Raw genomic sequence first — 25,014 nt, 5'->3', positions numbered from 1 at the left:
TGAAGAAAGAGTAACCTTAAGATTATCACACTTATTCAGTGTTCCTTAAAACAAGAACTCTTGAGCTTTAGTGACGCTCACGTATGATTTCCCATGTTTCCACTGTTATAGAGTTCACAATGCGTTTATCAATTATACGCCATACTGCGTTTCACTTTTTCCTGACGTTAGCACTCACTTTGTTTTCGTTATTCGTGCACGCGCAAACGACGGATACAGGATGGCTTACGAACCCGCAACACCCGTCAGTACAAACGCGTCTGGTGCTTACCGGGCAGCAAGATCGTCAAGCCAAAACCGTAACGGGATACCTTGATGTCAAACTCAGTGGTGATTGGAAAACCTATTGGCGTTCGCCGGGTGAGGGAGGCGTTGCGCCCTCAATTAAGTGGGACAATTCTCAGAACCTGACGAACGTAGATTGGCAATGGCCTTATCCTAAAAAGTACGAGCTACTTGGTGTCGAGACGTTAGGTTACAAAGGGGATACCGTTTTCCCGATGACGTTCCATGTTGAAGACATGAACAAACCTGTGATGATTGATGCGACCCTGACGTTGTCTTCGTGTACCACGATCTGTGTATTGACGGATTACCACATTCAACTCGCTTTCATTCCGTCTTATCTGCAAATTAATGAAGACGCGATGTTTACCTATGCGCAAGCTTTGAGTCGTGTACCGCAAGCCTCCCCATTTATTGATGTGACCCAAGCTATTTGGGATGCCGAGCAATCTAAACTTCAAGTAAAGGTGAACAACACACAAGGTTGGAATGCACCAGAAATATTGGTTGATGGCGTAGAGGACTTCACTCGAGATTACAGTTTTAAACTTGAGGGAATACAACATGAGGGCAATACCCTAACCGCCAATTACCGAGTAAATTCGTGGCTTGGTAAAGTGAATTTGGCAAACCAAGGCGTTGTGGTTTCTGTTAAAGATAGTAACTTATTGGCGGAGGAGTCCGCATTGGCCAGATCTGGGGTTATTACCGAGGCTTTGCCGAACACCTCGTTATCAAGCATCTTTTTGTTTGCGCTATTGGGTGGTTTGATTCTCAATATTATGCCGTGTGTACTGCCGGTGTTAGGCATGAAACTGAGCAGCATTGTTGCCGCCCAAGGTGTCGAACGTCGCCAAATTCGCACCCAATTTCTTGCTTCTTCATTAGGCATTTTGACGTCGTTTTGGATTCTTGCAGGCTTTATTTTGGTCCTTAAACTGACTGGCAACGCAATTGGTTGGGGCCTTCAGTTCCAAAGTCCTTGGTTCCTTGGTGTGATGGTTCTGGTCACTGCGCTATTTGGTACAAACATGTTAGGTTTGTTTGAAATTCGCTTGTCATCAGGTGCGAATACCTGGCTAGCGTCTAAGGGCGACAATTCACTGTTTGGTCACTACGTTCAAGGAGTGTTTGCAACCTTATTGGCGACACCATGTTCAGCGCCTTTCCTTGGCACTGCTGTTGCCTTTGCTTTAGGGGCGGATGTGATCACCTTATTTGCTGTTTTCACTGCATTGGCAATAGGCATGGCTCTACCATGGATTGTCGTCGCTATCTTCCCTGGTATCGCATTAAAACTGCCTAAGCCAGGACAATGGATGAACGTTGTGAAAATCGTGTTTGGTATCATGATGCTAGCAACCAGCGTTTGGTTGTTGTCTCTGATGGCGAATCACTTACCAATATTCTGGCTAATACTCATTGGCTTAGTTGCGTTTATGTACATCATGGTTTGTGTGAAGCGTGTCTATGGCAATAAAGCGTTGGCGTTATCTGGCAGCGTCTCTTTAATCCTGATTGTTGGTGGTTTAGTGCTGGGCAGTATGACGACTAAGCATTGGGCCACACCATTGCCAGAAGATTTGGCGTGGCAGAAGTTATCAAGTCAAGCTATTGCGGATCACGTGGAAAATGGTCGTGTTGTATTCGTTGATGTAACAGCGGATTGGTGTGTGACCTGCAAAGCCAACAAGATAGGGGTAATCTGGCAAGATCCGGTGTATTCAATGTTGCAAAGCCCAAATGTGGCAACCTTAAAAGGCGATTGGACGCATCCAAACGGTTCCGTTACTGACTTCTTGCGAGCGCATGGTCGTTTTGGCGTGCCGTTCAACATCGTTTATGGTCCTGCCGCCCCAGAGGGGATCCCTTTGCCTGTTATTCTAACTGACGAAGTGGTCGTTAAAGCCATCGAACGGGCAAGCGGAGGCGTGACGAAGTGAGTACTGTAAAAAAGCACAAATCGTTCAAGTATTGGTTTAGTCAAGCGTTGCAAATAGTACTCATGGTGACCGTACTGTCTATTGGTATGGATTGGTATCGGACCAAAGACATTCCAAACGAACAAGCACCCCCATTGCGTGTTCTGATGGCCAATGGTGAGTATTTGGATGTCATTGGCAAAAGTTATGATGAACCTATTGTCGTCTATTTTTGGGCAACCTGGTGTGCTGCGTGTAAGTTTGTCAGCCCAAGCGTAAGTTGGTTGAGTGACTACTATGAAGTGGTGGCGGTGTCGGGAGCTTCTGGCCCAAAGGAAAGGGTCGAGCAATTTATGCAGGTCAAAGATTATCGGTTTAACAATATCAATGATCCCAATAGCCAAATTATGCGAGATTGGCATATCAGCGTCACACCAACCATCTATGTGATAAAAGAGGGTGAAGTGAGTTCAATTACCACTGGTGTGACAACACCGATTGGAATACTAGCACGGATCTGGATGACATAATTACGATGTCTAGCACGTCGATTTTTTTGCACGCTTTTACAATGTAATCAGTGTGCAAGAGGGCATGACGTGCTAAATTTTTTAATCTTGATTGTGAACTGTCGATAAAGTGAAATAACGTAAGTCTTTGAAATTATAGTACTGTCATGTCAGTGTCACTACGGTCGAATATGACAATAGTACGACAGTCATCCAGACGTCGTTGGAGAGAAAGGATTTTTTCGGCACGCTTGGAGAGTCAAACAAAAATAGGGAAATATGATGCAAACAGGGAAGACGATTTTAACCAGTTACTTCGAGTGGAAAGGGCATGATATTACTGTTCAATGCTCAATGTTAAGTGGAAAAGAATGGGTTTATGTTGATGATGTGTTGGTCTCAGAAAAACGCAATTGGCGTTTAAAATCGAGCCATCCGATTAATATTGAGAACGACGATTTAGAGATTCAATTACACATGCACTTTTTTGGGGCTGTCGCAGTTTATTTAATACGCGACAAAAAATGTGTGGATGAGTACAAATTTGGTATGACTCATCGTCAAGTTCTTAAAGGTATATCTATCGCTTTTGTTAGTGGGTTGTTTTTTGGATTAGTAGCAACTGCAGTCGCAACATAAGGGGTAGATGGATGCAATTAGACACCTCAAAAATTCGCAATCTTAGACAAAGCCGAGCATGGACACAACAGCAATTGGCCGATATATGTGGCTTGAGTTTGCGTACCATTCAAAGGGTAGAACTGCATGGTAGTGCCTCACTTGAAACTGGACGCTCTCTCGCTTCTGCATTTGAAATAGACTATTCCGTGTTATTAGTCGCAGCGCAGGAAGACGGTGCAGGTAGCGATGTTGGCCAAGATCCTAGTCCACTACCTAATGCGTTAGTTATTGGCGTAGGAACATTTAGTTGTGGCGTCGCCGTTGGCGCACTTGCGATGCTTGTCATTCAATAGAGGTTCGTTTGAACTGTTAGATATGCTCACTCTCTAGAATCCATCTGAGTTAAGAAAACACAGAAAGATCCGGGTTTGACACCGAGTCTTTCTGCTTTTCGTTAGTGCAATCTAGAGCTATTTTTATTAGTGAAATCTAGCGTTACTTCAGTTTAGCAAGATAAGCCAACAGTTCTTTTTTGTTGTCACGAACTCGGTATAGAGTGTCCATAATTGGCTGAATTAAATCACTCGCATTTTTGTTATTGGCTTTGTCCGTATTGCGAGACTTGAGCGCGACACCAACCATAAATAGCCCAAACAGGCCTGCACCTAACTCTAGGGTTCGGGTTTGATAGATGAGTGCCCCACATCCTACCGCGACTAATAGCACCAAAAACTTTGACAGTAAGCTTGTTTCACCGTAATCATGTATTGATTCAGGCATTTCCCAACGGCCTTTACTGATGTTGTAGTAGTACTCACTATATGTTCGATACCTATCATTTTTCTGACGACGAGAGTAGCCAATCAACAGGTAATCACCCACCTCAGTGTGCGCCATTAAAGAGTCAGGTAGCCATTGTTCAAAAATCTCGCCGGTTTCATCCTCTACGGTAAGTTTCCCGGATAGTTTAGAATCGCGAACACGATGTCTAGTGGTTTTCGTGTCGTAAAAACCGTGTTTATCGCGAATCGTGTAGGTTTCAGTGTAGGTTACATCGCTCACATCGGTATTCATCTTGCGGTCTGTGACCTGAACCATATAGCACCAAGCGCTACCATCAAATTTCTCATTTGGACTTAGCGCATGACGGTATATGAATTCCTGTTGGTGAGACTGATAAAACTCTTTCATTTTATCTAGGCGCATTTCACGAATACTTTTTCTAGAGGATTCTTTGGGTTGAGGTTCCTCTACAAGCAGTTGCGACTCTTTGGTGTCATTCATGCAAGCGACAGAGTCAGGTTCATTCTCTGATGACGGCTGCATATTCTGATGGATAGTTTGACTTGTCCCGCACTGAGGGCAGTACTCTAGGTCTAATTGAATACGGTGGTCGCAAGTCCCACAAAAGATATCATCATCACGATTTGTGCGTTCAACCTTATGGAAACCTAGCTGGTATTTACTTATCTCTAAAATTTTTGCCAGGGTTGCGGTAATGCTTTCTTTACGGGCGAACTCTTTTTGGAAAGCAGTAACGTTGCTGTTATATAGAGGCACCATGCAGGCTACGCTAATAAAAATACCAACTAGAATCGCACCATCACCCATATCTGACATACCAGCCACAATTGCGGTGGCGATAATTGCCAGTATCAGGCCGAGACCGATAAAGCCTCCCATGCGGGGCTTGCTGCAGTTATAGTGATTGGTTAGGGTGGATACTTGCCCATCATCATTGTGAAGAATGACGCCAGAAGCGAGCAAGTCATTAGTCACAATCCCTTTTGCTGCATCGTCTAATAGGTAGTGTAGATTAATGTCAGTTGGCTCAAGTAAGCTGATGACAGTACCATTTTTTAGATTGTTGAACGCCTCGTTTTCAGCGTTGATGCTGATCTGTTTGACCTCACCATCGGCATTTTCTAGGGTAATCCACCAATAGGAAAAGGTAATGTTGCCGCCTTTATTACGACGCTTGTAATAGAAACTGTTTTTTAGACGACCTGTAAAGGTTTTGGCTTCCGGGCAAGATTGAATTAGGTCATCAAGTAGGTTTGGTTCGATATCCGTTAACGTGAGCAACTTTTTGCTTTCCTCAACTTCCTCTCCGCATTGAGTGCAAAATTTATCCTGAAGATACAGGCCGTTACCGCAATGGTGCATTGGTCATCCTTACTATGAGCCGATAATAAACCGGCGCAGATTAGCTGAATGAAAAATATTTGATGAAAGAATCTAGTATTTGGAGTGCGTATTTGTGAGTTACATCAACAATCAACAGTTATATATTCTGCTTTAGGTGGATTTGTTAATTTTTTGTATTGAAGTGCAAATAAGAGACCGCTAATAAAAATGCGAGTGGTTGTATATTGAGCGAGTAAAAAAATAAAAGTGAGCAATGTGCTCTTAGTCAATTAATGGCATACAAAATAATGTAAAATTCGCCGAATTTTTGAAATTGGAACAGAAAACCCAAAATGAAACGGAATATATGTTGGATTGTACTGTTGTTAGTATTAGCCGGTTGCTCTAGTCCTCCACCTATCCCTTATGAAGCACCTACGTTGTCATTCACGCTCAATTTACCAGATTATGCTGATGAATCAGTAAAGAACAGTGAGTTACAAGATGCACTTGTGCAACGCGGCTTAGTGCTCGATCGCTTTGGTCGAATTGTACCTTTGGACGAGGGTAGTTGCCTTTATCCGATAGCGACTCGTACTGCTTTGCTCAAAGAGCTTGAACAGTACCAATCTTCTTCGTTTGGTTACACTCTTGTCTCCTTAAAAAAACAAGGTGATGATTACTTCTTTTTCCCAAACGATAGTCGTTCACAAACACTTGAATCTTTAACTCTTTCTTTTGATAGTGTTTTGTTTGATTTGACGAGCATTGATAAGGGAACCTTAGTTCGAGATTGGACAACTCATTTCGCTTACCTTGACCAAACATTGTTGGTTACTGGCGAGCAGCATAAGCTTTTAAAGAAAAAGCACCTGTCGTTTGCTCTAAGGAATATTTTGATTGTGACTGGTCAACGTGCTTCTACCGTAGGCGAATTGTCGATGCAATTTGTAGATGCGATAGATACGACTCGCTTTTTAGTACTCACGCACGGTGATGTTTTACGAAGCTGCCAAGCGCTGACTCAAGGTACGATGATCAGTACACCCACCGAACCCTACAGCCGAGAAAGTATCAAATCTCAGGTAAAACTTGTTTCATTGTTGCCAGCTGATGCGGATTTTAATCAACTTAAGCAGCAACAGTCTCTACTATCAACTGGGCGCTACCTAACCTATCGAGGTGATATTGCGACTTTAATTGACCGCTGCTCGGCAGGGCAGGGGCAAAGTAACCAAGCGTTATGCCACTCCAAAGCTGACGATAGCAGTGCACGGAAAAAGAAAGTGATCGTCTTTGGAGGCAAACATGGTGCCTAACCAAAATGTGACCGCAACGAAACCCAGCAAGGGATCCATCCCTATTTTGTTGCTGTTTTTTATCATACTACCTGGCCTACTAGCTTATATGTGGGTTGAGGTGTCGTTGAATACGGTGCTTGTTCAGCTTTATGCCTCAGGCCTAGAAACTTTAGTGGGCGAATATGCAGAGTTGGCTGAACATGTTGAGTTGATTGGTCGTATCGTCAGTGGATTTGGTTTGGCGTTAGCGGTCGCAACTGCGATTCCGAAGCACATGCTTGCGTTAAACATGGTGCCATTTTTTGGTGCTTTCAGCCGCCGCTTTGTGGTGTTTATGCTGCTTTGGATCGCATCGGTACCTGCGCTGCGCATCACGGTTGATCAACTTGTCATCTCGACATCGCCAGAAACTAAGCTGGCGGCGGTGCGCTCACTCTTGTTTAAAGAAGTCTTAGATCGCCAAATGGTGGTTTTTGATCGTGCTGAGGCTATGAACTCGATCGTTGCCGATGACGAACGTCGTAAGCTTCTCGTTGCATTATTGCCATCATTGGCTTTGATGTCTTCTGCTGTTGATAGCACGATTGCCGCTCAGACCGAAAATATGATGGTCACTTTGATGGAGCGTGATCAAGAAGCGTATTTTAATAGCAAAATTTTTCCACTCTATAAGCAAGCACGGGCACAATACGATAAAGAGCTAAAACACTATTTGGCAACCCAAAAAGCGATCGCAAAAATTCGCCAGAACTATACCGGTCCAAGTGCGTTTAAGCGTGAGTTTGGTGAGTTGCAACGTAAAATAGATGCACAATTGGCTCAAGAATGGTTGGTTTATCAACAAGGTTTTGATAATGATGCGGAATTTGTTGAACCCTTGGTTAAACGGTATGTAGAAGTATATCGTGGTCAAGTCCAACGCTTACGTGCGAAAAGCTGTGATTCTAATTGTGTCGATGCATTACGCCAACAGTGGCACGACTATATGCAAAATGAAATAGATTCGGGCCGAATAGCAGGCCTGCGTCTATTGAGTTTAGATGATGAGCCTTGGCTATATAACAAGTATTTAGCAGGTATTACGCGTTCATTTAGAGCTAAACTGCAAGATGCTCGAATCGCTTATCTGGAGCACCGATACCCGTTTGACGATGATCTAGAGCAACATGAATTTGTCGCCCAAGCGGCCATTAAGCAAATCGTGGTGCAAGTTGCTCGGGATCAAGGTTACAAAGTGTCGGCAACGTGGTCACGCACTGATTCAACGCCGATTCGCCGTTCGTTGCAAGAACGTGCTCGTGTGGAAATTGATAAAACATGGCGTCAATATCAAGCTACTAGCAAACTAAAATTTAGCAATCGAAATATGGATAAGGTCGATATTGCTAAGCACAGTAGCACTCGAGCGATGTTCAAGCAGATCTTAAAAGAGCATTACTATAGTAGCTACCAACATACGACAGGGCGCGAACAGCTATTTAAACGTTGGGTGGCATCGCTAGACAACGCAAACTTCGTGCGTATGTTAACCGATGCAACGGCACAATCGGCATTTGCCCCTGGAGGCATGTTCTATCAAATAGGCAGTGATGCGGTTCGTTTATCATTTATCCCGCCAGTGGCAATTACCGCGAGTTTGTTTGCTATCTTCTCCCTGCTTTTCCAGTTTGGTCGTGCGAGTTATCAAAGCAACCGTGTGATGGGCGTCAGTTACTTTAGTGTGATCGGTATCGGGATTGCCTTAATTGGTACAGTCGGAATTAATCATAGAAACTCATACGCAATGGCCATGAATGAGTTTATTGAACAGACGGTTGTACAGACTGCTGAACTGAGCTTGTTTGATAAAGCGACAGCCACATTATTGGGTGGCATCATCGATATTGAAGAGTGGTTATTGCATGTAACTGGTGGCCAAGGGTTAACCGCACTGTCAAGTTTGATTGATACACAGGCACAGAGTGAGCGACCTAACAACATTTACCGTACTTTCGAACAGACTCAACGGCTTGATCAGTTGGCACGAGATTTAGTTGTTATATCAGGCCAAGTCGAGGTCCCGTACGACTTTAACGTCGCTGTCATTAAGCGCGATGAAAGGATGGGATTTTATGCTGGTTTGAATTATGGCAGCGATGGTCAGTTAGAGGAAGTTGCACTACCAAACATCTTGGCCAGTAAAGAGGTGGGCTATCTATTGGATCAGAAATGGTTCCTCAAGCCGAATCCAGCCCAAGATGCTTTGTTGCTATTACAAAACTATGACTCAATGGAAGGTTGGAAAGAGATCAAGCAGATGGGGCGAGTGTCTATACGCGAACTTCTTGAACAGCGAGCATTGACCGTGATGCAGCGCTCTAATAATCCTCAAATAAAGCGTATTCATAATACGGATAGAGAGCGCTATAACAGTTTGATTTTTGTCCAGCGTGGTAATGGGAGTATTTATGAGTGTTTTCAGATGCCACCGTTAACCATTGAAAATTTGTTGCAGATCTCTCGCCAAGAAGAGATTGAAGGCCAGAGCCGATTTAAATGTAGAGGGGATCTGTTTTGATTACAAAATTGAAGCAAGCCATTAAGTCACACCGCTGGTTGATCATTTCGGCCTTGGTGGCTTATGCGGCTGCGACGGGCTTGGTGCAGTATCAATCCCACTTACAAGATCAAACATTGCAGGAACTTCAGCGCACTGCAGAACGAATTAAATTTAAATTGAAATTAGTAGGCATGGAATAATGAGTGAGCAAGCAATATCTGAGCAATTGGCTACTGAGAATGAAAGCAAGTCGGGTTGGCTATCGATTGATAAGTTGGTTGTGATTATTACAGCGGCCTCCACACTGTACTTTATGCATGCGGAACATCGCGAAAATATGAATAATATTCAGCGTACGACACAAGTTTTGCAGAAGTACGAGCGTCAACTTGATCTTGCCATTAGTGCGGACAAAAACGTGCTCGATACTTATCAAACCAACTTAAAAAAAGTATTGGGTTCGCTTGATCGTGAGCAAAAGCTATTACTTGAACAGCTTGTTGCTATAGACAAACAAACTTCTTCGAAAAAGTAATCATTTTTCAAGAAAAAACATAATAAGGTCGATATGCTAAGTTCAACAGAACCTAGTATCGACCTTTCGTTCTTCTTTTGGAATGTTGTTCATCATTGGAGCCAGGTTCAGAAAAGTTGCTTATTTAAGGGAGTTTTCTGGCTTGATCTTAATTATTTGAAATAAAAGAAATAGTAGTATTTTTAGTTTCTTCTATACTCATGTCAATGTATTACGTTCCTTAATAAGGATAGAAATGTTTACGTTTAAAAAACTGGGGTGTGGGGCAGTACTCTCCCTCATAATCGTGTCTCCAACCATGGCTAGCGAGAGCCGTTTTTCCGCACACAGCGACAATTATTTGCTTCCGTTTTATACCGAGTCGAAAGTTAACCAGAAGCGCTTTGCGCCACTCAACCCAAACGGTCACGCTGCAAAAGATGTATTTATCCAATTTCAGATAAGTATGAAATACAAGCTTTTAGCCTTTGGGGATGATGGACTTTTTGCTGCGTACACGCAGCGCTCGAATTGGGAGGCTTACGATGACTCTGCATATTTTCGAGACGATCAATACAATCCTGCACTTTTCTATCGTTGGAATATGGAACAGTGGCAACTTGCATTGGGCTTTGAGCATCAGTCTAATGGGGCTGGGGGGGCAGATGAAGTTAGCTGGAACCGCGCTTATCTCGACACAAAGTGGAATTTCGATTCAGGCTTCGTGCGCTTAAAGCCGTGGATAGATGTGGGTAATAAAGACTATAACCCAGACATTGTCGACTATCTTGGGTACGGTGAGTTGGAACTAGGCTGGCTTCCGGTCAATGATAATGAAGTAAAGCTCACGGTTGCGAACTTGTTTACTAAAGATTGGCAATATGGCTTCTACCGACTCTCTTGGAATTTTCCGGTTTATCAGGGGCTACGGGGTTATATGAAAGCGGAAACTGGCTACGGCCTTACGATATCAAATTATGATTTTGATGAAAGTGCTTTCGGAGTGGGGGTTGCATTTGATTTTTGAGGATTGATACAAAGGTCAGTTTATATCGCATCATAAATCGAAAGCGCAAATCAGTGCGAAGTTAGGCCGACAAACGTATGACAGTCGTGCCGGCCTGAACATGTGAATACGTAAAGTCCAAAAAAGTGGTTTTTGTGTAGCCATTAAGTACTCTTTTTAGTGATGAAACTCACTTATCCGTCAGTGCCTGAACCTCAGAGAATTTCAACAACATCACGCGAATCCAATGGTGTACCACCCACATCACCATAGCAGTGAGCAACACTGCGACAAATATTGAACTGAAGCGATACAATATAGAGAAGAATGCGTCTTTCTGCTCTGGTACTAATGACGTGGTTAGTGGAACTGAAAGTGCAGACATCGCAGAAAATGCAATTGCGCCTTTCACTTGTCCTTTTGTTAACCAGAGACAAAAGGGGCCCATCGCGATGGTAAACGCAAGCCAGAATAATAATCCGTGACCAAACCAACTTCCTAAGATTAATTGAACTGCCATTCCCGCTATGCAGCCTAAAGCCGTACCGATAATGCGGATTTTTGCCATTGCCATTGAACCAGCTAGCGTCATTGGCGTAAGGATGATGAGTATCGAAGCCTGTGCAGAAAGTGAGTCGTACAAATCACCTACTTGGAACACGACAAATGCCGTCATTGCCACCACCCAGCCCATGGCAACTTGGCTAATGTAGTCGATATCGCTTTTAACTGGTGTCGTCATTTCGGCTTGAACCATTTTAGATTCCGGTTCAGGAAACAGCCAATAGGCGAGCGCGCAAACAAAGATGTTACAGAACGAGATAACCCACAAGTTAACGTTGAATTCTTCAATATCGATAAAGTCGTAGCTAGCAAAGTTAAGCACGATTGACCCCACTAACAGACCCATGTAACCAAATAAATAGGTTTTCTGGTTCATCATTGCGATGCATTTGAACAGCATCATGATTCCAACCGCAGCCAACATCAGCGTAGGATGGAACTGAAGGTATTCCAAAATAAACGTGGCTTGTACCGTGCTCCAAATTGCAGAGAACAGCACCATGAGCACCATAGGGAGGCTAAAATGGTCTAAACGGCCAAGCACAAACAGCGGTAGCATGACGGCAAAGAAACCATAAGACCAACCAAACAGCATGCTCAAGGCCAATCCCATCGAACAACCAAACCAAATTCGTAAGGTTTTCATGATCATCACCTAGTAGACAAAGTGGAACCAGCTCGCAAGGTAGATCTGTGCTTTAGCCATCAGCTGCCAAAATGGACTGTTGTCTGGATAGAGTACAATGGTAGCGCGTGAACCCACAAAAAGAGAGGGCGGCAATGCTTCTTGGCTCGTCAGATTCACACGAGTGCGCTGCGCGTCGCGAACCCAGCGGTTATTGGCCTCAACTTTGGTCAACGCACCATTGGTGTCTGCTGCGCAGCTGCCACACCGTAGTCTCGGCTGGATAAATCGAAATCATAGACCGCACCAGGATTGGCATCAAATGCGACTAACGCATGGTAGGTTTTATCTACACTCGCAACCGATTTTTCACGAAAGTCTGCAGCAACCCACATGGAGCCTGTCGGAACAAATGTCAGCATTGGCATGTTGGTGTTTGCCATGGATCCGACTTCCAATTGTAAGTTGGTTACCACGCCATCACTTGGTGCCAGCACCTCGGTATTAGCAAGATCAAGTTGTGCTTTTTCAATCCCATTTTGTGCGATTCTTACTGCAGTACTCTGACCTTTTTTTGCGCCCAACTGCGCTTCAATCACTTTTAAATTTTGCTGTTCGGCTTTGAGTGCCGAGCGAGAAACTTGGTTTTGTGCAAAAGCACTATCTAGAGTGGACTGAGAGATGACTTTTTGACTCGACAGTTTTTGCAAACGCATGTACTCACGATGAGCATTATTGTAAGTGGCTTGAGCTCGAGCGATGTTGGCAATGGCCGCCTCGCGTTGAGAGTAAAGTGTGGCTTCTTTCTCATACGCGGATTGCAAAGACAACTTAGCTTGTTCAAGAGCAATTTTGTATTTGCGATCGTCAATTTTAAACAAGACATCGCCTTTGAGGACGGATTGATTGTTATCAATTAAGACCTCGGTGACTTTGCCTGAAACTTCTGGTGCGACTTGGACTACGTAACCTTGAACGCGCCCTTCTGTGGTAATGGGAGCATGGCGATCAGCAATGATAATGTAGAAAAATAGCACAATGAATAGGACAATAAGTGTTCGCATCCAGTGTTTGAATTTATGATCCGCTGTCATAAGAGATTCCTGAATTTTTGATGCTGGCAAGCAAATAAGAGAGCGAATTATAGAGAAGTTGATCACATTTCAGTAGAATCGAAATAAGAACATGAATGACCTAAAAGTAGGACAATGAACGTTAGTTTTGATGATCTTTATCTGTTTAGCCAAACCATCGTACATGGCGGCATCAGCGCAGCGGCAGAGGCCAACCAATTGCAACGTTCGAAAGTGAGCCGCCGTTTGCAAGAATTGGAAAGAGCTTTGGGTTGCCAATTGTTGATTCGTACCACGCGAACCATAGAGCTAACAGAACATGGGAAGCGCCTATTTGAGTTAGTAGGACAACCGATTGAACATATTCAGCAAGGTTTGAATGTGATGGACGACTATCAGCAGGAACTGACAGGAAAAGTACGGTTAGCCATCCCATCGGCATTGATGAGCTCTGCGGCGTTTAACTCGATCATTAATGAATACACCACACGTTATCCTGATATGTCGGTGGAGATTGAAAACCACCAAGAGAGTGTTGATCTTAAGCGTCAAGCGTTCGATCTTCAGTTATTACCGAGTGTGGCGAAAGTCTCTGACGACAGCTACGTGCAGTTTAGTTTATTGCCATATCGAAGCCATTTTGTCGCCTCAAAAGGGTATCTTGATACCCATCCTCCGCTTGAAAGCATTGATGACCTTGAGCATCACCGTTTGTTAACTAACCGCTATAACGCTGATTTGTTGGATCCCAAATATCATGTCACTGTGAAATCGGATGATTTGAACTTATTACGCATAATGGCGATTGCAGGCAACGGCATCGCTTTTATTCCTCAAGTACATTCTAAGCCCGCGCTAGAAGATGGCCAGCTCGTTGAAGTGCTGCCAGAGTACTCGCATTCGCAACAACATCTGACGTTGATTTATCCGTCTAATCTTTTTTTACCAAATAAAGTGAAAGCCTTGATTGAGCTTTTTCGAGAAAAATTCCAATAGCGTGAGCGAACAATGACTTTGCATGATTGCTTCATTGGGTTATGCGGAGGTTTTGATACATTGTCACCATCTTTCTTGGACCTTTCTTGGATACGCTTCATAGGATATAAGTATGCTGTCGAAAAACACCACTGGTTTAATTGTTGTCGATGTGCAAGGTAAGCTTGTTAGCTTAATGCACGAAAGTGACGGCTTGATTGAAAATATCACTAAGTTGGTAAAAGGGGCGAAAGCACTGGATTTACCCATCGTTTGGCTAGAACAAAACCCTGAGCGTTTAGGGCCAACGGTAGAGCCTATCCGTGAAGTGTTGGCAACCGACCATCTAGCAATCGCGAAGTACACGTTTGATGGCTGCAAAGCGTCCACGTTCAAACTTGCGGTAGAGAATGCCGCCGTCGACACATGGTTAGTGTGCGGGATTGAAGCGCATATTTGTGTGTATCAGACAGCGGTTTCGCTGCGCCAAATGGGTTTCCGAGTAGAGCTAGTAACGGATGGGATCTCTTCTCGAACGCCTGCGAACAAAGCACTAGCATTGGCAAAACTGACCGCAAGTGGTGTTGGTTTAACTGGCGTAGAAATGTGCTTGTATGAAATGGTCGAAGATTGTCGTGCGCCAGAATTCAAAGAGATTTTGACGCTAATTAAATAGTAGAAGTTAGGGGCTGCTTATCTTTCTTTGTAAAAATCAGCTCGAAAGGTCAACAGACCCTAATTAGTTAACGGATTTCAGTTAGCCGATAGATCTTAGTTAGTCGAACTCACGTTGATATCTTGGCAGCATCGATTCGTTGCCAAGTAACCCGCCTTGATGAATGTAGATGAGGGTTTTGTCTTCGTTTTCCGCTAGCCATGGTGGCAAACATTGCCACATATAAGGGTCATAAAGCAGGTCGAATTCAATATGAGTTTGATCGTGCAATGCTTGCCATGTTTCGTAATCATCTTGATATAAACGACCAAAATGATGCTTGTCGCGCACAGCCAGAATGGTTGGGTGGTTTTCCTGTTCGAGCATATTGAATTGCTCTGTCAGATAATCGGCATCACCAACGCAAGCACAGGTGAGTACTTCTATACCATGAGGTTTGAGATGCTTACTTAAATACAGTGCTGTCGTCCCTGTGCCTGATGGCAATGCCACCACAAATTGTTTGTTGCCCTCTAACCGTGTCCAGTCAAGGATCTCCATAGCGAGTCGCTTTACGCCGGCTTCAGAAATACTGGCTCGTCCACCCTCTGGTATGAATAGTGTTGTTTCATCAAGTCCACGAACCTGTTTGATGTATTCACTTGGATGAAGCGCGGACTCGACCTCTTGCATCGCTGTGATTTGCATCCCTAGATCAACGGCGCCACGATAGTTACCTATGGGGAATTGCTTCAACCATGATGGGATGTGTTGAACATAAAACTCAAACTGCCAGCCTTTAATTTGTGCTAGAGCAGCCAGAGAATACATGGCATTCGATTGAGCGGAACCATAGCTGATCACGGTGCGAATGTTGCTATTCTGTTCTTCCAATAATGCCATAAACTTTCGCGCTTTGTTCCCAGAAAAATGAGAATGCAGCATGTCATCACGTTTGATGAAGAAGGTGTGGCCATTATAGCAATGCTGAGTGATTGGGCTTTCAGAGAGTTTCATGCGACTGCTGACGTGCTTACCACGTGACCTTTTGGTTGAGAGGGCACGTAGTGTAACGTCAATAAAACCAGATAAAAAGCCACTACTTCTGCATTTTAGTTTCTTCTTGTTACGTTAAACCTGTTTGTACTCCTAGTGCTTAAATTATAGAAAGCTCAGTATTTCTGTTGATTCTCTGTTCTCGCTTTTCTAGTTTAAGCCACGTAAACTGCGCGCCTCAATTCAGACAATAGGAAAGCTTAGGTTTGCAGACTCTAGAACAATTAAAATCAGGACAATTATTAGGAATCAAACAACTTAAGTTAGCCGAGGGGCTAACGGATTTTCCTATGGAGATTATAGAGCTTGCAGACACACTGGAAGTGCTAGACCTTTCGGGTAACTTACTTTCTGAGCTTCCTGAAGAATTGGAAAAGCTGACGAAGCTAAAAATCATCTTTGCTTCTAACAACCAATTCACGCATTTGCCAGATGTGTTGGGCAAATTGCCAAATCTTGAGATGGTCGGGTTTAAAACCAACAAGATAAAAGTGGTGAGTGAAGCGTCGCTTCCGACTCAATTACGTTGGTTAATTTTGACTGATAATGAAATTGAAACACTTCCAAATAGCTTAGGTGAAAGGCCGAGATTGCAAAAGCTAGCGCTAGCAGGAAACCAAATAAAGCAACTGCCAAGCAGCATGAAAAACTTGGTTAACTTGGAGTTAATTCGCCTCTCTGCCAACCAACTTGAATGTTTCCCCAATGTATTGACGCAGCTACCAAAGTTGGCGTGGTGTGCTTTCGCAGGGAATCCTTTTTGTCTGCATCCCTCTTCGTTAGACAGTGTGCCTAAAGTCTCGAAGAGCAGCTATTCACTCAATCACGTGCTAGGGCAAGGGGCGAGTGGGGTGATCTCTCATGCCAATTGGCTGGATTTGGATTACGATTTTCCAAATGAAGTTGCTGTGAAAGTATTCAAAGGTGAAGTGACCAGTGATGGCTTCCCTCAGGATGAGCTCGAAGCCTGTTTACAAGCGGGGCAGCATAACAACTTGGTGAAGTCGATTGCACAAGTTGATGACGTTACTGAGCTTGCGTTGGTGATGGAGCTTATTCCAGACAGCTACTACAACTTAGGCTTGCCACCAACACTAGATACCTGCACAAGAGATACTTTTCCTGCAGGCTTCTCACTGACAATTAAGCAGATTACTCTAATCGTTGAACAGATGATTGATGTGTTTCACCACTTGCACGACAACAAAGTGTGTCATGGCGACTTGTATGCGCACAATACTTTGGTTAATGCGCAGGGTCAGATGATATTTGGCGACTTTGGTGCGGCAAGTATTTATGATTATTTATCACAGGAGCAGCAAACGGCAATCAGAACGATTGAATCTCGCGCGTTACGATTTTTCATTGATGATTTGTTGTCTGTTTGTGAGCAATCGGAAGTAGGGTGTCATGAATATCAACGCCTAGCAGAACTGCACATTTAGAACGAAATAAAGCTAGAACAAAATAAAACTAGAGCGAATAAAACGTCATATCTGTATTCTGAGGCCTTGGCTTGCGCCAATTTTAACGTTTGTCTGGCACAAATCGAGGCCTCATGTATTTATGCAAGATCGCTTCGGTTACTCTTGATGTTCTGAAGCGATTTTAATCACAGCCTCACAGCCGCCTTTTGGGTGTGTAGCGATTTTAAATTGCCAGCCATATCGTTGGCATAAGTCATCGACAATCATTAATCCTAAGCCATGACCATCGGAGTGAGGAATATCAGAAAGCCCATTCCCTTCATCTCGAACTGAAATTTGCTTATCGTCCATGTGGACGTGAATCGCACCGGATGGTGTTGCCGCGATGCCATTACGGACAAGGTTGCCTAAAATAATAGTCAGCACAGCATTGGTAGCACGCGTGGTTGGATGGCCATCTATTTGTATATCGAAATCAAGATTTTTTTCATCGGCTTGAGCTTGGTTTTGCGCAATGATTTGTTTTATTTCTTGCTCAGTAATACTTCTTGTTGGTGAATCATCGGTGTTTCGCTCATAACGAACTAACCCTAGTAGTGCATCAACCATGGTCGACATCTGTTGCGTCGCCTCTTGAATACGATGGACTTGTCGCGATTGAAAATCCGTATTAGCACTTTTAGCCAACATACTGCTTGAGCCTTTCATGACAGTCAGTGGCGTGCGTAACTCATGACTGGCATAGCGAGCAAAGGCTTGTTCTCGTTTGATGACCTGGTTAATCTTATGCCGGTACTCATTGAGCTCTGTTGCCAGAGCCTGAAATTCTTTAGCGGAGCCCTCTGGCACACTAAAAGTTTGCGTTGGGTCACCTTGGTGCTGATCCAATTGATTTTTCAGCGAGTTAACGGGTTCGATTAAGCGTTGAGAAAGCTTGAGTAATAGATTGCCGAATAAAAAAATGAGCACCGCCACCACAGAAAGTACCATGGCGACCACCATAATGAATTCTTCAGACGTAATTTCGACTTCATCTATAAGTGAGATAAGAATGATGGGATGCTCTTTACCTTGGTAAGTGTAAGTACTCATATAGATCATTCTTGAATACCGTTCATCCCCAACTTCATCAAGAAAGTGTTTTTTGCCAATGAGGTACGATTGGTACTCTTTTGGGACTAACGCGACATCATTATAGGCGATGGTCAATAAATCGAGTTTAAGACTGCCTTGATCGGGATAAGCTTGAAAATGTTCTATGGCTTCTTTTTTATCGATCATGATGCGGCGTTCACCGACTCGATCTTCCGACCAAAGCAGCGAGCCTGTGATGATACAAAAACAGAAAATACCAATGACAACCGAGACTAGAGAGAAAAACAGCGCAAGGCGACCCGTCATACTTTGCGTACTTTGCGAGCTCGATAGCAATCGCTGAATCATTCACCAGACTCCAAACGAAAACCGACTTTAGGAATGGTCGTCAATAAGTGCTTCTCAAATGGCTTATCTAATTGATTACGTAATTGATAGATATGACTGCGTAATACATCATTATTTGGTTCGTTTTCTTGCCACAAACGAAACGCCACTTCTTCTCGGCTAACCACGTCGGGGGCATTTTTTACGAGCATTTCTAAAATAGTGTAAGTGGTTGGATTTAAGGCGAGTAATTTGTCTTGGCGATACGCTTTACGTGTCTTTTGGTCGATAGAAACCTCTCCGTATGACAACTTGCTCGATGCTACCGTGCCCCGGTAACGGCGAATTAACGCCGTCATGCGCGCTTCCAGAATATCCAGATCAAAAGGTTTGGTAAGGTAATCATCGGCACCGTGTTGGAACCCTTTGAGCATATCATCTCTGCTGTCGAGCGCAGTGAGCATCAAAACCGGTGTGTTGTTGCCTGCATCGCGGAGTTTATTGCAGACAGTGAGGCCGTCCATTCGAGGTAACATCAAGTCAAGTAAGATGATATCGAATGTGTTTTCCATTGCTAATTTAAGGCCGAGTTCACCGTTGTCCGCATAGTCGAGTTCCATACCTGCACACTCAAAATAATCGAACAGCATGCCTGCTATTTCTCGATTATCTTCCACTAACAGAACACGTTTCATGTATTGCTCTCCAATTTGGCAGTTTTTGAGATTGCTTGGGGGTATGTGCCTTAACCGAACATTATGCACTAAGGGTGTGAAAAAGATGTCAACAACAAGTCTTTCACGCCGTTCTTTGTAAGCTGCATCCATTCATCGGATACAGTGGAAGAGTAGCATGACAACCTTCAATATTCACGAAGCAACCTTTTCAAAGGTGAGCCAACACTCTGAGCCTCAAACAGTTTTGTCTGTTGTAGTGCCATTCTTTAATGAGCAAGAAGTCTTGCCTGAATTTCATCGCCGCTTAACTGCTGTATTGGATGGTATGCCTGAACGCTGTGAAATTATCTATGTTGATGATGGCAGCAAGGATGACAGTCTGAAGCTTGCACAGAACTTTATGCAGTCCGCGAGTGATATTCGATGTATTGCGCTTAGTCGTAACTTCGGTAAGGAATCGGCGATGAGTGCTGGTCTAGAGCATTGCCGAGGTAGAGCGGTGATCGTGATTGATGCGGATTTGCAAGACCCTCCAGAGCTTATTCCGGAAATGGTCTCTATGTGGCGTGAGGGTTATGACGTCGTCAACATGCAGCGTAGCGAGCGTCATGGTGAAACATGGTTTAAGCGTTTTTCTGCCGCGTGTTTTTACAAAATTCTAAATAGTATGGCAAAGCTTGATGTGCCTGAGAACGTCGGTGATTTTCGCCTACTGAGCGCAGAAGTTGTTAAACACATTAATGCGCTACCAGAGCGCAATCGATATATGAAAGGTATCTTTTCTTGGCCGGGATTCAAGCAGGCAACGGTTCAATTTGAGCGTGATGCTCGCTTTTGTGGCGAAACCAAATGGAACTACCTCAAACTCATTGGTCTCGCGATGGACGGCATTACGTCATTCTCTATTCGACCACTGCGCTTAGCGACAGTCGTTGGTGGACTTGTTGCGTTGAGTGCCTTTGTTTATGGCGCATTTATTGTGATGAAGACGGTCGTGTTTGGTGACCCCGTTTCTGGTTATCCATCAATGATGGTAGTGCAGCTTGCGTTGGGAGGCATTCAGCTACTGTCTATCGGCTTATTAGGGGAGTACATCGGTCGTATTTTTGTCGAAACCAAACAACGCCCACTGTATCTCGTTCAGTCTGTTTACGAGCAACCGGCAAAGCATCAAATCATCCAGCCTTTAAAGTTTAAATTAGGAGAAACCGCGTAATCATGAGTATTAATAAAACCCACCTGTGGTTGTTATTGGCATTTGCTCTTGTACTTCGTCTCATCTCACTCGCGGCTTATCCTTTGATGGACACCACTGAGGCACGTTATGGCGAAATGGCGCGTTTGATGGTGGAAACGGGTAACTGGTTGACACCCCAATTTGATTATGGCGTGCCTTTTTGGGGTAAACCGCCGCTGTTTACATGGATGAGTGCGTACGGCATTGAACTCTTTGGCTTGAATGAATTCGCGGTGCGGGCTCCTCATTGGCTGGCAGGCGTTGCGACTATTGTATTGGTCGCTTTTATGACTTATCGAGCAGGCTTCAGTGCACTGATTGCTGCGTTAGTACTGGCCACGTGTGGCATTTTCTCTATCGCGGCTGGCGCAGTCATGACGGATATGGCTCTGACGTTAGCAATGACAATGTCGATGGTCGGTTTTTATTACTGTTGGTTGGGCAAAGATAAACACAGTCGATTGTGGGGCTACTTGGGTTTCTTTGGCTTGGCGTGTGGCTTATTAGCTAAAGGTCCTGTCGCCATCGTGATCATGGGGATAGCTGTATTTCCATGGCTTGTACTGCAGCATGGTTTCTTTGGTGCATTTAAAGCGCTGTGGCAACGATTCCCGCTTTTATCCGGCTTGGCTCTGATGCTGGTGGTTGCCTTACCTTGGTACATTATGGCAGAACGTGCGACGCCGGGTTTCATTGATTATTTTATCGTTGGTGAACACTTTAAGCGTTTTGTTGTGAGCGGCTGGGAGGGGGACTTATATGGTTCTGCTCATGATGAGCCACGCGGTATGATTTGGCTGTTCTGGTTACAGTCAGCAGCGCCTTGGTCACTTGTATTGCCAATATTGGCGTGGAAACGCCGTAACGTATTGAAAGCAATCGAGACTGATCATCAAGGGCTATTTAGTTTTTTAATGTGCTGGTTAATCTCACCTATGATCTTGTTTACGATGGCAGGTAATATTCTTCCTGCTTATGTACTGCCGGGCGTGCCAGCGTTAGGCATCTTGATTTCTATGCTGGTGGATAAGTACGACTTTAAATGGCTGAGCGGCGCTGCAGCGGTGTTACCCGCGTTGTTGATGATCGCGATGTTAGTACTGAATATGGGTAAGGCAGACAGTAAGAGCGACCGCGTGATATTTGAAAACATAGTTGATAGTGCACCTGCTTTCTATGTTGGTAAACGCCCATTTTCCGGCCAGTTTTACAGTCAAGGGCAAGCGAAGAAACTCGACAGTGTAAACGAACTTAACAACCTAAAAACGTTTCACTTAATTGGTAAATCGGATGAGGTGGATGCTTTGATTCACAAGCAAGCCTTGAGCTGCTCCCCTGAGTTTACTGCCAAATCTAAGCGCTCGCTTTACACCTGTGTCGCAGGGTAGGATATGAGAAGATTATTTAAATTCGCGTTCGTGGGAGGTGTCGGCTTTATCGTCGACACTCTCATGTTTACCGTGTTGTACCAATGGTTCGGCATGGAGCTAATGATCGCTCGTGGCATCGCTTTTTTGTTTGCCGCGACGACAACTTGGTATGGCAATCGTAAACTCACTTTTTCTCACGCTGAAAAATACAACTCATTGGTACAGTGGCAAAAATTTATGGCAAGCGCCTGTATCAGTGCATTACCAAATTTCATCGTATTCAAAGGAGTAACGTTGATACTAGGAACTCAAGACCTGATGGTGTATGTGGCATTGGTCATGGGGATACTAACGGGAATGGTGAGTAACTATTTATTAAGCACTAAATGGGTATTTCGATAGAAGGCTCGCCCTAGGCTGTCAAACCTTTGGCTTTTGTGGGCAAGTAACGAATTGAAAAGTATCGATAAATCCAATTATAAAAATAATTTGTGACGCATATCACATTTACTGTTGTGTAGATTCTTTTGTTATCAAGCTAGTAATAGTTTTCTTATTAAGAGTTTTGGGTAACTGATATTCTACAAAAACACAATAAATACAGTTGGTTATAGTTAAAATTTTAAAGTGGAGTTGGGTTTGGCAATTACCAGTGATGAGCATCAATCAGCCTGATAGTTATCGCTGTTAATAAGGTTTATTCTTTCATTCTTTTTCTGTTCATATTCTTTCATTCTCTGTTCGCTTTTCTTGTTTAAAATCCACGAAAATTTTAATGGTCAATTTATATCAATCACGGTAACTGCTGAGCGTTTTAAAGCGTTATAACACGCGAGAATGACCGGTTATTTACTGAGATTGCTATCATCAGCGATAGAGACGAACATGTTTAATAGTATACGTACGCGAATTGCAGTCAGTGCGGGCGGCGCGATGGCGTTCACCCTATTGATTGCGATGGGGATGACAACCAACGCTTTTACCGATGTGAGTGAACAGGTCACGGCGAAAGTCAAAACGCAACTGACAGACGCGACTACGACGGATTTACAAAACACCGCGATTCAGCAAGGGTTGAATGTTGCCAACCAGCTTCATCCTGTATTAGCTAACCTCAAGCAAGCGCGTTCTATTCTAGAATTGAGTTCAAAAACAAATGCAACGCCAGATCTTATTGTTAAACAGTTTATCGCGGCGCTAGAAGCACAAAATAAGGCCGTATTTGCAGGCTATATGGTGTGGCAAGATAAAGCGTGGCCACAACAAGCGACATTGAATTCGGCAGATGGTTTTAATAGCCAAGGCTACCTTGCCCCTTTCTTCTCCCCAAATTCTAAAAATAGCTTCGATGCGGTTGCGATGGAGAGCTTTAATAATACAGCGTTAAATAGCAATGGTGAGCGAATTGACGATTGGCATTTGATGCCTTACCAAACCGGTAAAACGTTTGTGATGGAACCGTATATGTACATGGTTCGTGGCAAACAAGAGCTCATTACGACCATCAGCCAACCAATCAAACAAGATGGCAGGATTATTGGCTCATTAGGTTTCGACTTGTCGCTGCATGAGTTGCAAAGCCAAAGTGAACAATTTGCGCGTCATTTGTTTGATGGTCAGGGAAAAATCCTTATTACATCATGGAAAGGTATTACCCTAGCCGACAGTCGTTCCGCAAGTATGGTTGGTAAAAAAGTTTCCTCAGAATTGGCTGCACAATGGTCAAAGATTCAATCTATTGCGAAGCGACAAGGTGCGGGTCTAGTAACGTTTGGTGGGGACGAGTATGCCATTACATCGATTGATACAAGCGATGCGCCATGGGTGGTGATGGTGTCGGTTCCAACGACTCATTTGAAAAAAAGCGTTGACGAATATACAGCATGGAGTGATGAGCAGAATGCCAAAGCACTAGAGCAAGGCGTTTGGGCTGGGATTATCGCCGCTCTGATTGGGATCGCGGCAATGGCTTATATTGCGAACTCTTTGGGTAACATACTGAGCAATCTGGTTGAGCGATTTAAAGACGCGGCACAGGGCGAGGGCGATCTGACTTATCGTATTGAGGTCAAGGGTAAAGACGAAACGGCGCAACTTGCACATTGGTTTAATACTTTCTTATCCCGTATGCAAGAAATGCTATTGACCGTTATGGCGACAGCAGATCAAGTGGATAAGAACGCGACAGAAGGTCAAATGCGTGCGGCAGAGTCTCGTGACCAATTGAATGCCCAAGTCAATGAGGTGAACTCGTTGGCAACGGCGATTAATGAAATGAGCGCAACCGCGCACGAAGTCGCAAACTCAGCGGTTCAAGCAGCTGCAGCTGCAAGCCAAGTTCAGAGCAACAGCTTAGATGGCATGGCTCGCATGAGCAATGCCGCAAATGCAGTCGACAGTTTAGCCCTACAAGTGAATGATGCTCAGCAACAAACTCAAAACCTTGTGGCGTCAAGCACGGCGATTCAGAGTATTTTGAGTGAGATTGGAGGCATCGCTGACCAAACTAACCTACTTGCTCTAAATGCGGCAATCGAGGCGGCACGTGCCGGGGAAGCCGGTCGTGGATTCGCAGTGGTTGCTGACGAAGTACGTAACCTGGCAAATCGCACTCAAGGCTCGACGGAAGAGATTCGCACTATGCTATCTCGATTAGAGCAAGAAACGCATTCTATTGTCGTACTGATGGAGCAAAGCCAAAAGCAAGCTATTGATACAAAAGGTGAAACACAAGCTGCTCACTTGGCGTTATCTGAGATCAATCAAGCAATAGATGTGATTAACGATATGAACAATCAGATTGCGTCAGCGGCTGAAGAGCAAAGCTCAGTCGCAGAAGAGATCAACCGTAACGTTGTGATCATCAATGACACGGCAGTAGAGGTAATGGACACCATGACCTCATCGGTAGAAATCAGTAATGAACTCACAATAAAAGCAACCGATCTGCATGACGAGTTAAGCAAGTTTAAGTTGTCGTAATGGTTGTTTTAATGTCCATGATTTTCCGAGCATGATTATCATTAACATTGAATAACCTACTAGACCGAGCCAATAAGCTCGGTCTTTTTTATTTCATGTTGTTTATTTTGGTAACAGGGGCCATAGG

21 protein-coding genes and 1 pseudogene are annotated in these 25,014 nt (G+C 44.1%); 16 read left to right on the top strand and 6 right to left on the bottom strand.

All coding sequences use genetic code 11. From position 1 onward, the window contains the following. Nucleotides 1–119: 119 nt before the first annotated feature. From KHN78_RS02185 to KHN78_RS02170, 4 genes are all read left to right on the top strand, one after another. Nucleotides 120–2,228, top strand: a complete 2,109-nt coding sequence (locus KHN78_RS02185) for a protein-disulfide reductase DsbD family protein (RefSeq protein ID WP_211919657.1) — start codon at nt 120–122, stop codon at nt 2,226–2,228. After that, complete coding sequence (locus KHN78_RS02180; protein WP_211919656.1) at nt 2,225–2,737, top strand: protein disulfide oxidoreductase; 513 nt, start codon at nt 2,225–2,227, stop codon at nt 2,735–2,737. Before KHN78_RS02185 ends, KHN78_RS02180 begins: the two co-directional genes overlap by 4 nt. Before the next feature lie 261 nt (nt 2,738–2,998). Beyond that, a complete protein-coding gene (locus KHN78_RS02175; protein ID WP_211919966.1) occupies nt 2,999–3,355 on the top strand; it encodes a hypothetical protein in 357 nt (118 codons plus the stop codon). An 11-nt stretch (nt 3,356–3,366) separates the two neighbouring features. Then, complete coding sequence (locus KHN78_RS02170) at nt 3,367–3,690, top strand: helix-turn-helix domain-containing protein (protein WP_211919655.1); 324 nt, start codon at nt 3,367–3,369, stop codon at nt 3,688–3,690. Nucleotides 3,691–3,832: 142 nt separating this feature from the next. On the opposite strand, the gene KHN78_RS02165 is transcribed toward KHN78_RS02170, so the two are convergent. After that, nucleotides 3,833–5,503, bottom strand: a complete 1,671-nt coding sequence (locus KHN78_RS02165; RefSeq protein ID WP_211919654.1) for a zinc ribbon domain-containing protein — start codon at nt 5,501–5,503, stop codon at nt 3,833–3,835. Nucleotides 5,504–5,817: 314 nt separating this feature from the next. Between KHN78_RS02165 and KHN78_RS02160 the strand changes: the two genes are divergently transcribed. From KHN78_RS02160 to KHN78_RS02140, 5 genes are all read left to right on the top strand, one after another. Then, nucleotides 5,818–6,783: a hypothetical protein gene (locus tag KHN78_RS02160; RefSeq protein ID WP_211919653.1), complete on the top strand. Its 966-nt coding sequence runs from the start codon at nt 5,818–5,820 to the stop codon at nt 6,781–6,783. Further along, complete coding sequence (locus tag KHN78_RS02155) at nt 6,773–9,322, top strand: hypothetical protein (RefSeq protein ID WP_211919652.1); 2,550 nt, start codon at nt 6,773–6,775, stop codon at nt 9,320–9,322. Before KHN78_RS02160 ends, KHN78_RS02155 begins: the two co-directional genes overlap by 11 nt. Further along, nucleotides 9,319–9,504 carry a hypothetical protein gene (locus KHN78_RS02150; protein WP_211919651.1) on the top strand — a complete coding sequence of 62 codons (186 nt, stop codon included), beginning with the start codon at nt 9,319–9,321 and terminating at the stop codon, nt 9,502–9,504. The genes KHN78_RS02155 and KHN78_RS02150 overlap by 4 nt, the downstream gene beginning before the upstream one ends. Next, on the top strand, nt 9,504–9,839 hold the full coding sequence (locus KHN78_RS02145) for a hypothetical protein (protein ID WP_211919650.1): 336 nt from the start codon (nt 9,504–9,506) through the stop codon (nt 9,837–9,839). Before KHN78_RS02150 ends, KHN78_RS02145 begins: the two co-directional genes overlap by 1 nt. Nucleotides 9,840–10,074: 235 nt before the next feature. Further along, nucleotides 10,075–10,845, top strand: a complete 771-nt coding sequence (locus KHN78_RS02140; protein ID WP_211919649.1) for a phospholipase A — start codon at nt 10,075–10,077, stop codon at nt 10,843–10,845. Nucleotides 10,846–11,014: 169 nt separating this feature from the next. Here the strand turns inward: KHN78_RS02140 and KHN78_RS02135 are convergent, their stop codons facing one another. After that, nucleotides 11,015–12,034, bottom strand: coding sequence for a DUF2955 domain-containing protein (locus KHN78_RS02135; RefSeq protein WP_211919648.1), 1,020 nt, complete (start codon nt 12,032–12,034; stop codon nt 11,015–11,017). Between the two features lie 9 nt (nt 12,035–12,043). Next, nucleotides 12,044–13,107: pseudogene (locus KHN78_RS02130) on the bottom strand (HlyD family secretion protein). 114 nt (nt 13,108–13,221) lie between these two features. On the opposite strand from KHN78_RS02130, the gene KHN78_RS02125 reads away from it, so the two are divergent. Together KHN78_RS02125 and KHN78_RS02120 are read left to right on the top strand one after the other, a co-directional pair. Further along, entirely contained in the window at nt 13,222–14,082 is an 861-nt protein-coding gene (locus KHN78_RS02125) for a LysR family transcriptional regulator (RefSeq protein ID WP_211919647.1), read from the top strand. A gap of 112 nt (nt 14,083–14,194) precedes the next feature. Continuing rightward, nucleotides 14,195–14,737 (top strand): hydrolase, encoded by a 543-nt coding sequence (locus KHN78_RS02120; protein WP_211919646.1) that lies wholly within the window; start codon nt 14,195–14,197, stop codon nt 14,735–14,737. A gap of 99 nt (nt 14,738–14,836) precedes the next feature. Here KHN78_RS02120 and KHN78_RS02115 read toward each other — a convergent pair whose 3' ends face one another. Then, entirely contained in the window at nt 14,837–15,733 is an 897-nt protein-coding gene (locus KHN78_RS02115) for a 1-aminocyclopropane-1-carboxylate deaminase/D-cysteine desulfhydrase (RefSeq protein ID WP_211919645.1), read from the bottom strand. 245 nt (nt 15,734–15,978) lie between these two features. Between KHN78_RS02115 and KHN78_RS02110 the strand changes: the two genes are divergently transcribed. Next, nucleotides 15,979–17,217 carry a leucine-rich repeat-containing protein kinase family protein gene (locus tag KHN78_RS02110; protein ID WP_211919644.1) on the top strand — a complete coding sequence of 413 codons (1,239 nt, stop codon included), beginning with the start codon at nt 15,979–15,981 and terminating at the stop codon, nt 17,215–17,217. A 138-nt stretch (nt 17,218–17,355) separates the two neighbouring features. On the opposite strand, the gene KHN78_RS02105 is transcribed toward KHN78_RS02110, so the two are convergent. Then, complete coding sequence (locus KHN78_RS02105) at nt 17,356–18,642, bottom strand: sensor histidine kinase (RefSeq protein WP_211919643.1); 1,287 nt, start codon at nt 18,640–18,642, stop codon at nt 17,356–17,358. Next, nucleotides 18,639–19,316 (bottom strand): response regulator transcription factor, encoded by a 678-nt coding sequence (locus KHN78_RS02100; RefSeq protein WP_211919641.1) that lies wholly within the window; start codon nt 19,314–19,316, stop codon nt 18,639–18,641. Before KHN78_RS02100 ends, KHN78_RS02105 begins: the two co-directional genes overlap by 4 nt. Before the next feature lie 157 nt (nt 19,317–19,473). Here KHN78_RS02100 and KHN78_RS02095 point away from each other — a divergent pair, with 157 nt between their 5' ends. The 4 genes from KHN78_RS02095 (at nt 19,474) to KHN78_RS02080 (ending at nt 24,887) form a co-directional block, all read left to right on the top strand. Further along, nucleotides 19,474–20,514 carry a glycosyltransferase family 2 protein gene (locus KHN78_RS02095; RefSeq protein ID WP_211919639.1) on the top strand — a complete coding sequence of 347 codons (1,041 nt, stop codon included), beginning with the start codon at nt 19,474–19,476 and terminating at the stop codon, nt 20,512–20,514. A gap of 2 nt (nt 20,515–20,516) precedes the next feature. Further along, nucleotides 20,517–21,923, top strand: a complete 1,407-nt coding sequence (locus KHN78_RS02090; protein ID WP_211919637.1) for an ArnT family glycosyltransferase — start codon at nt 20,517–20,519, stop codon at nt 21,921–21,923. Between the two features lie 3 nt (nt 21,924–21,926). Beyond that, nucleotides 21,927–22,307, top strand: coding sequence for a GtrA family protein (locus KHN78_RS02085; protein ID WP_211919635.1), 381 nt, complete (start codon nt 21,927–21,929; stop codon nt 22,305–22,307). Between the two features lie 483 nt (nt 22,308–22,790). Beyond that, nucleotides 22,791–24,887 (top strand): methyl-accepting chemotaxis protein, encoded by a 2,097-nt coding sequence (locus tag KHN78_RS02080; RefSeq protein WP_211919627.1) that lies wholly within the window; start codon nt 22,791–22,793, stop codon nt 24,885–24,887. Nucleotides 24,888–25,014: the final 127 nt, after the last annotated feature.

This window comes from Vibrio sp. B1REV9, from assembly GCF_905175395.2.
Taxonomy (GTDB): Bacteria; Pseudomonadota; Gammaproteobacteria; order Enterobacterales; family Vibrionaceae; genus Vibrio; species Vibrio alfacsensis.
This window is presented reverse-complemented; position numbering and strand designations above follow the sequence as displayed.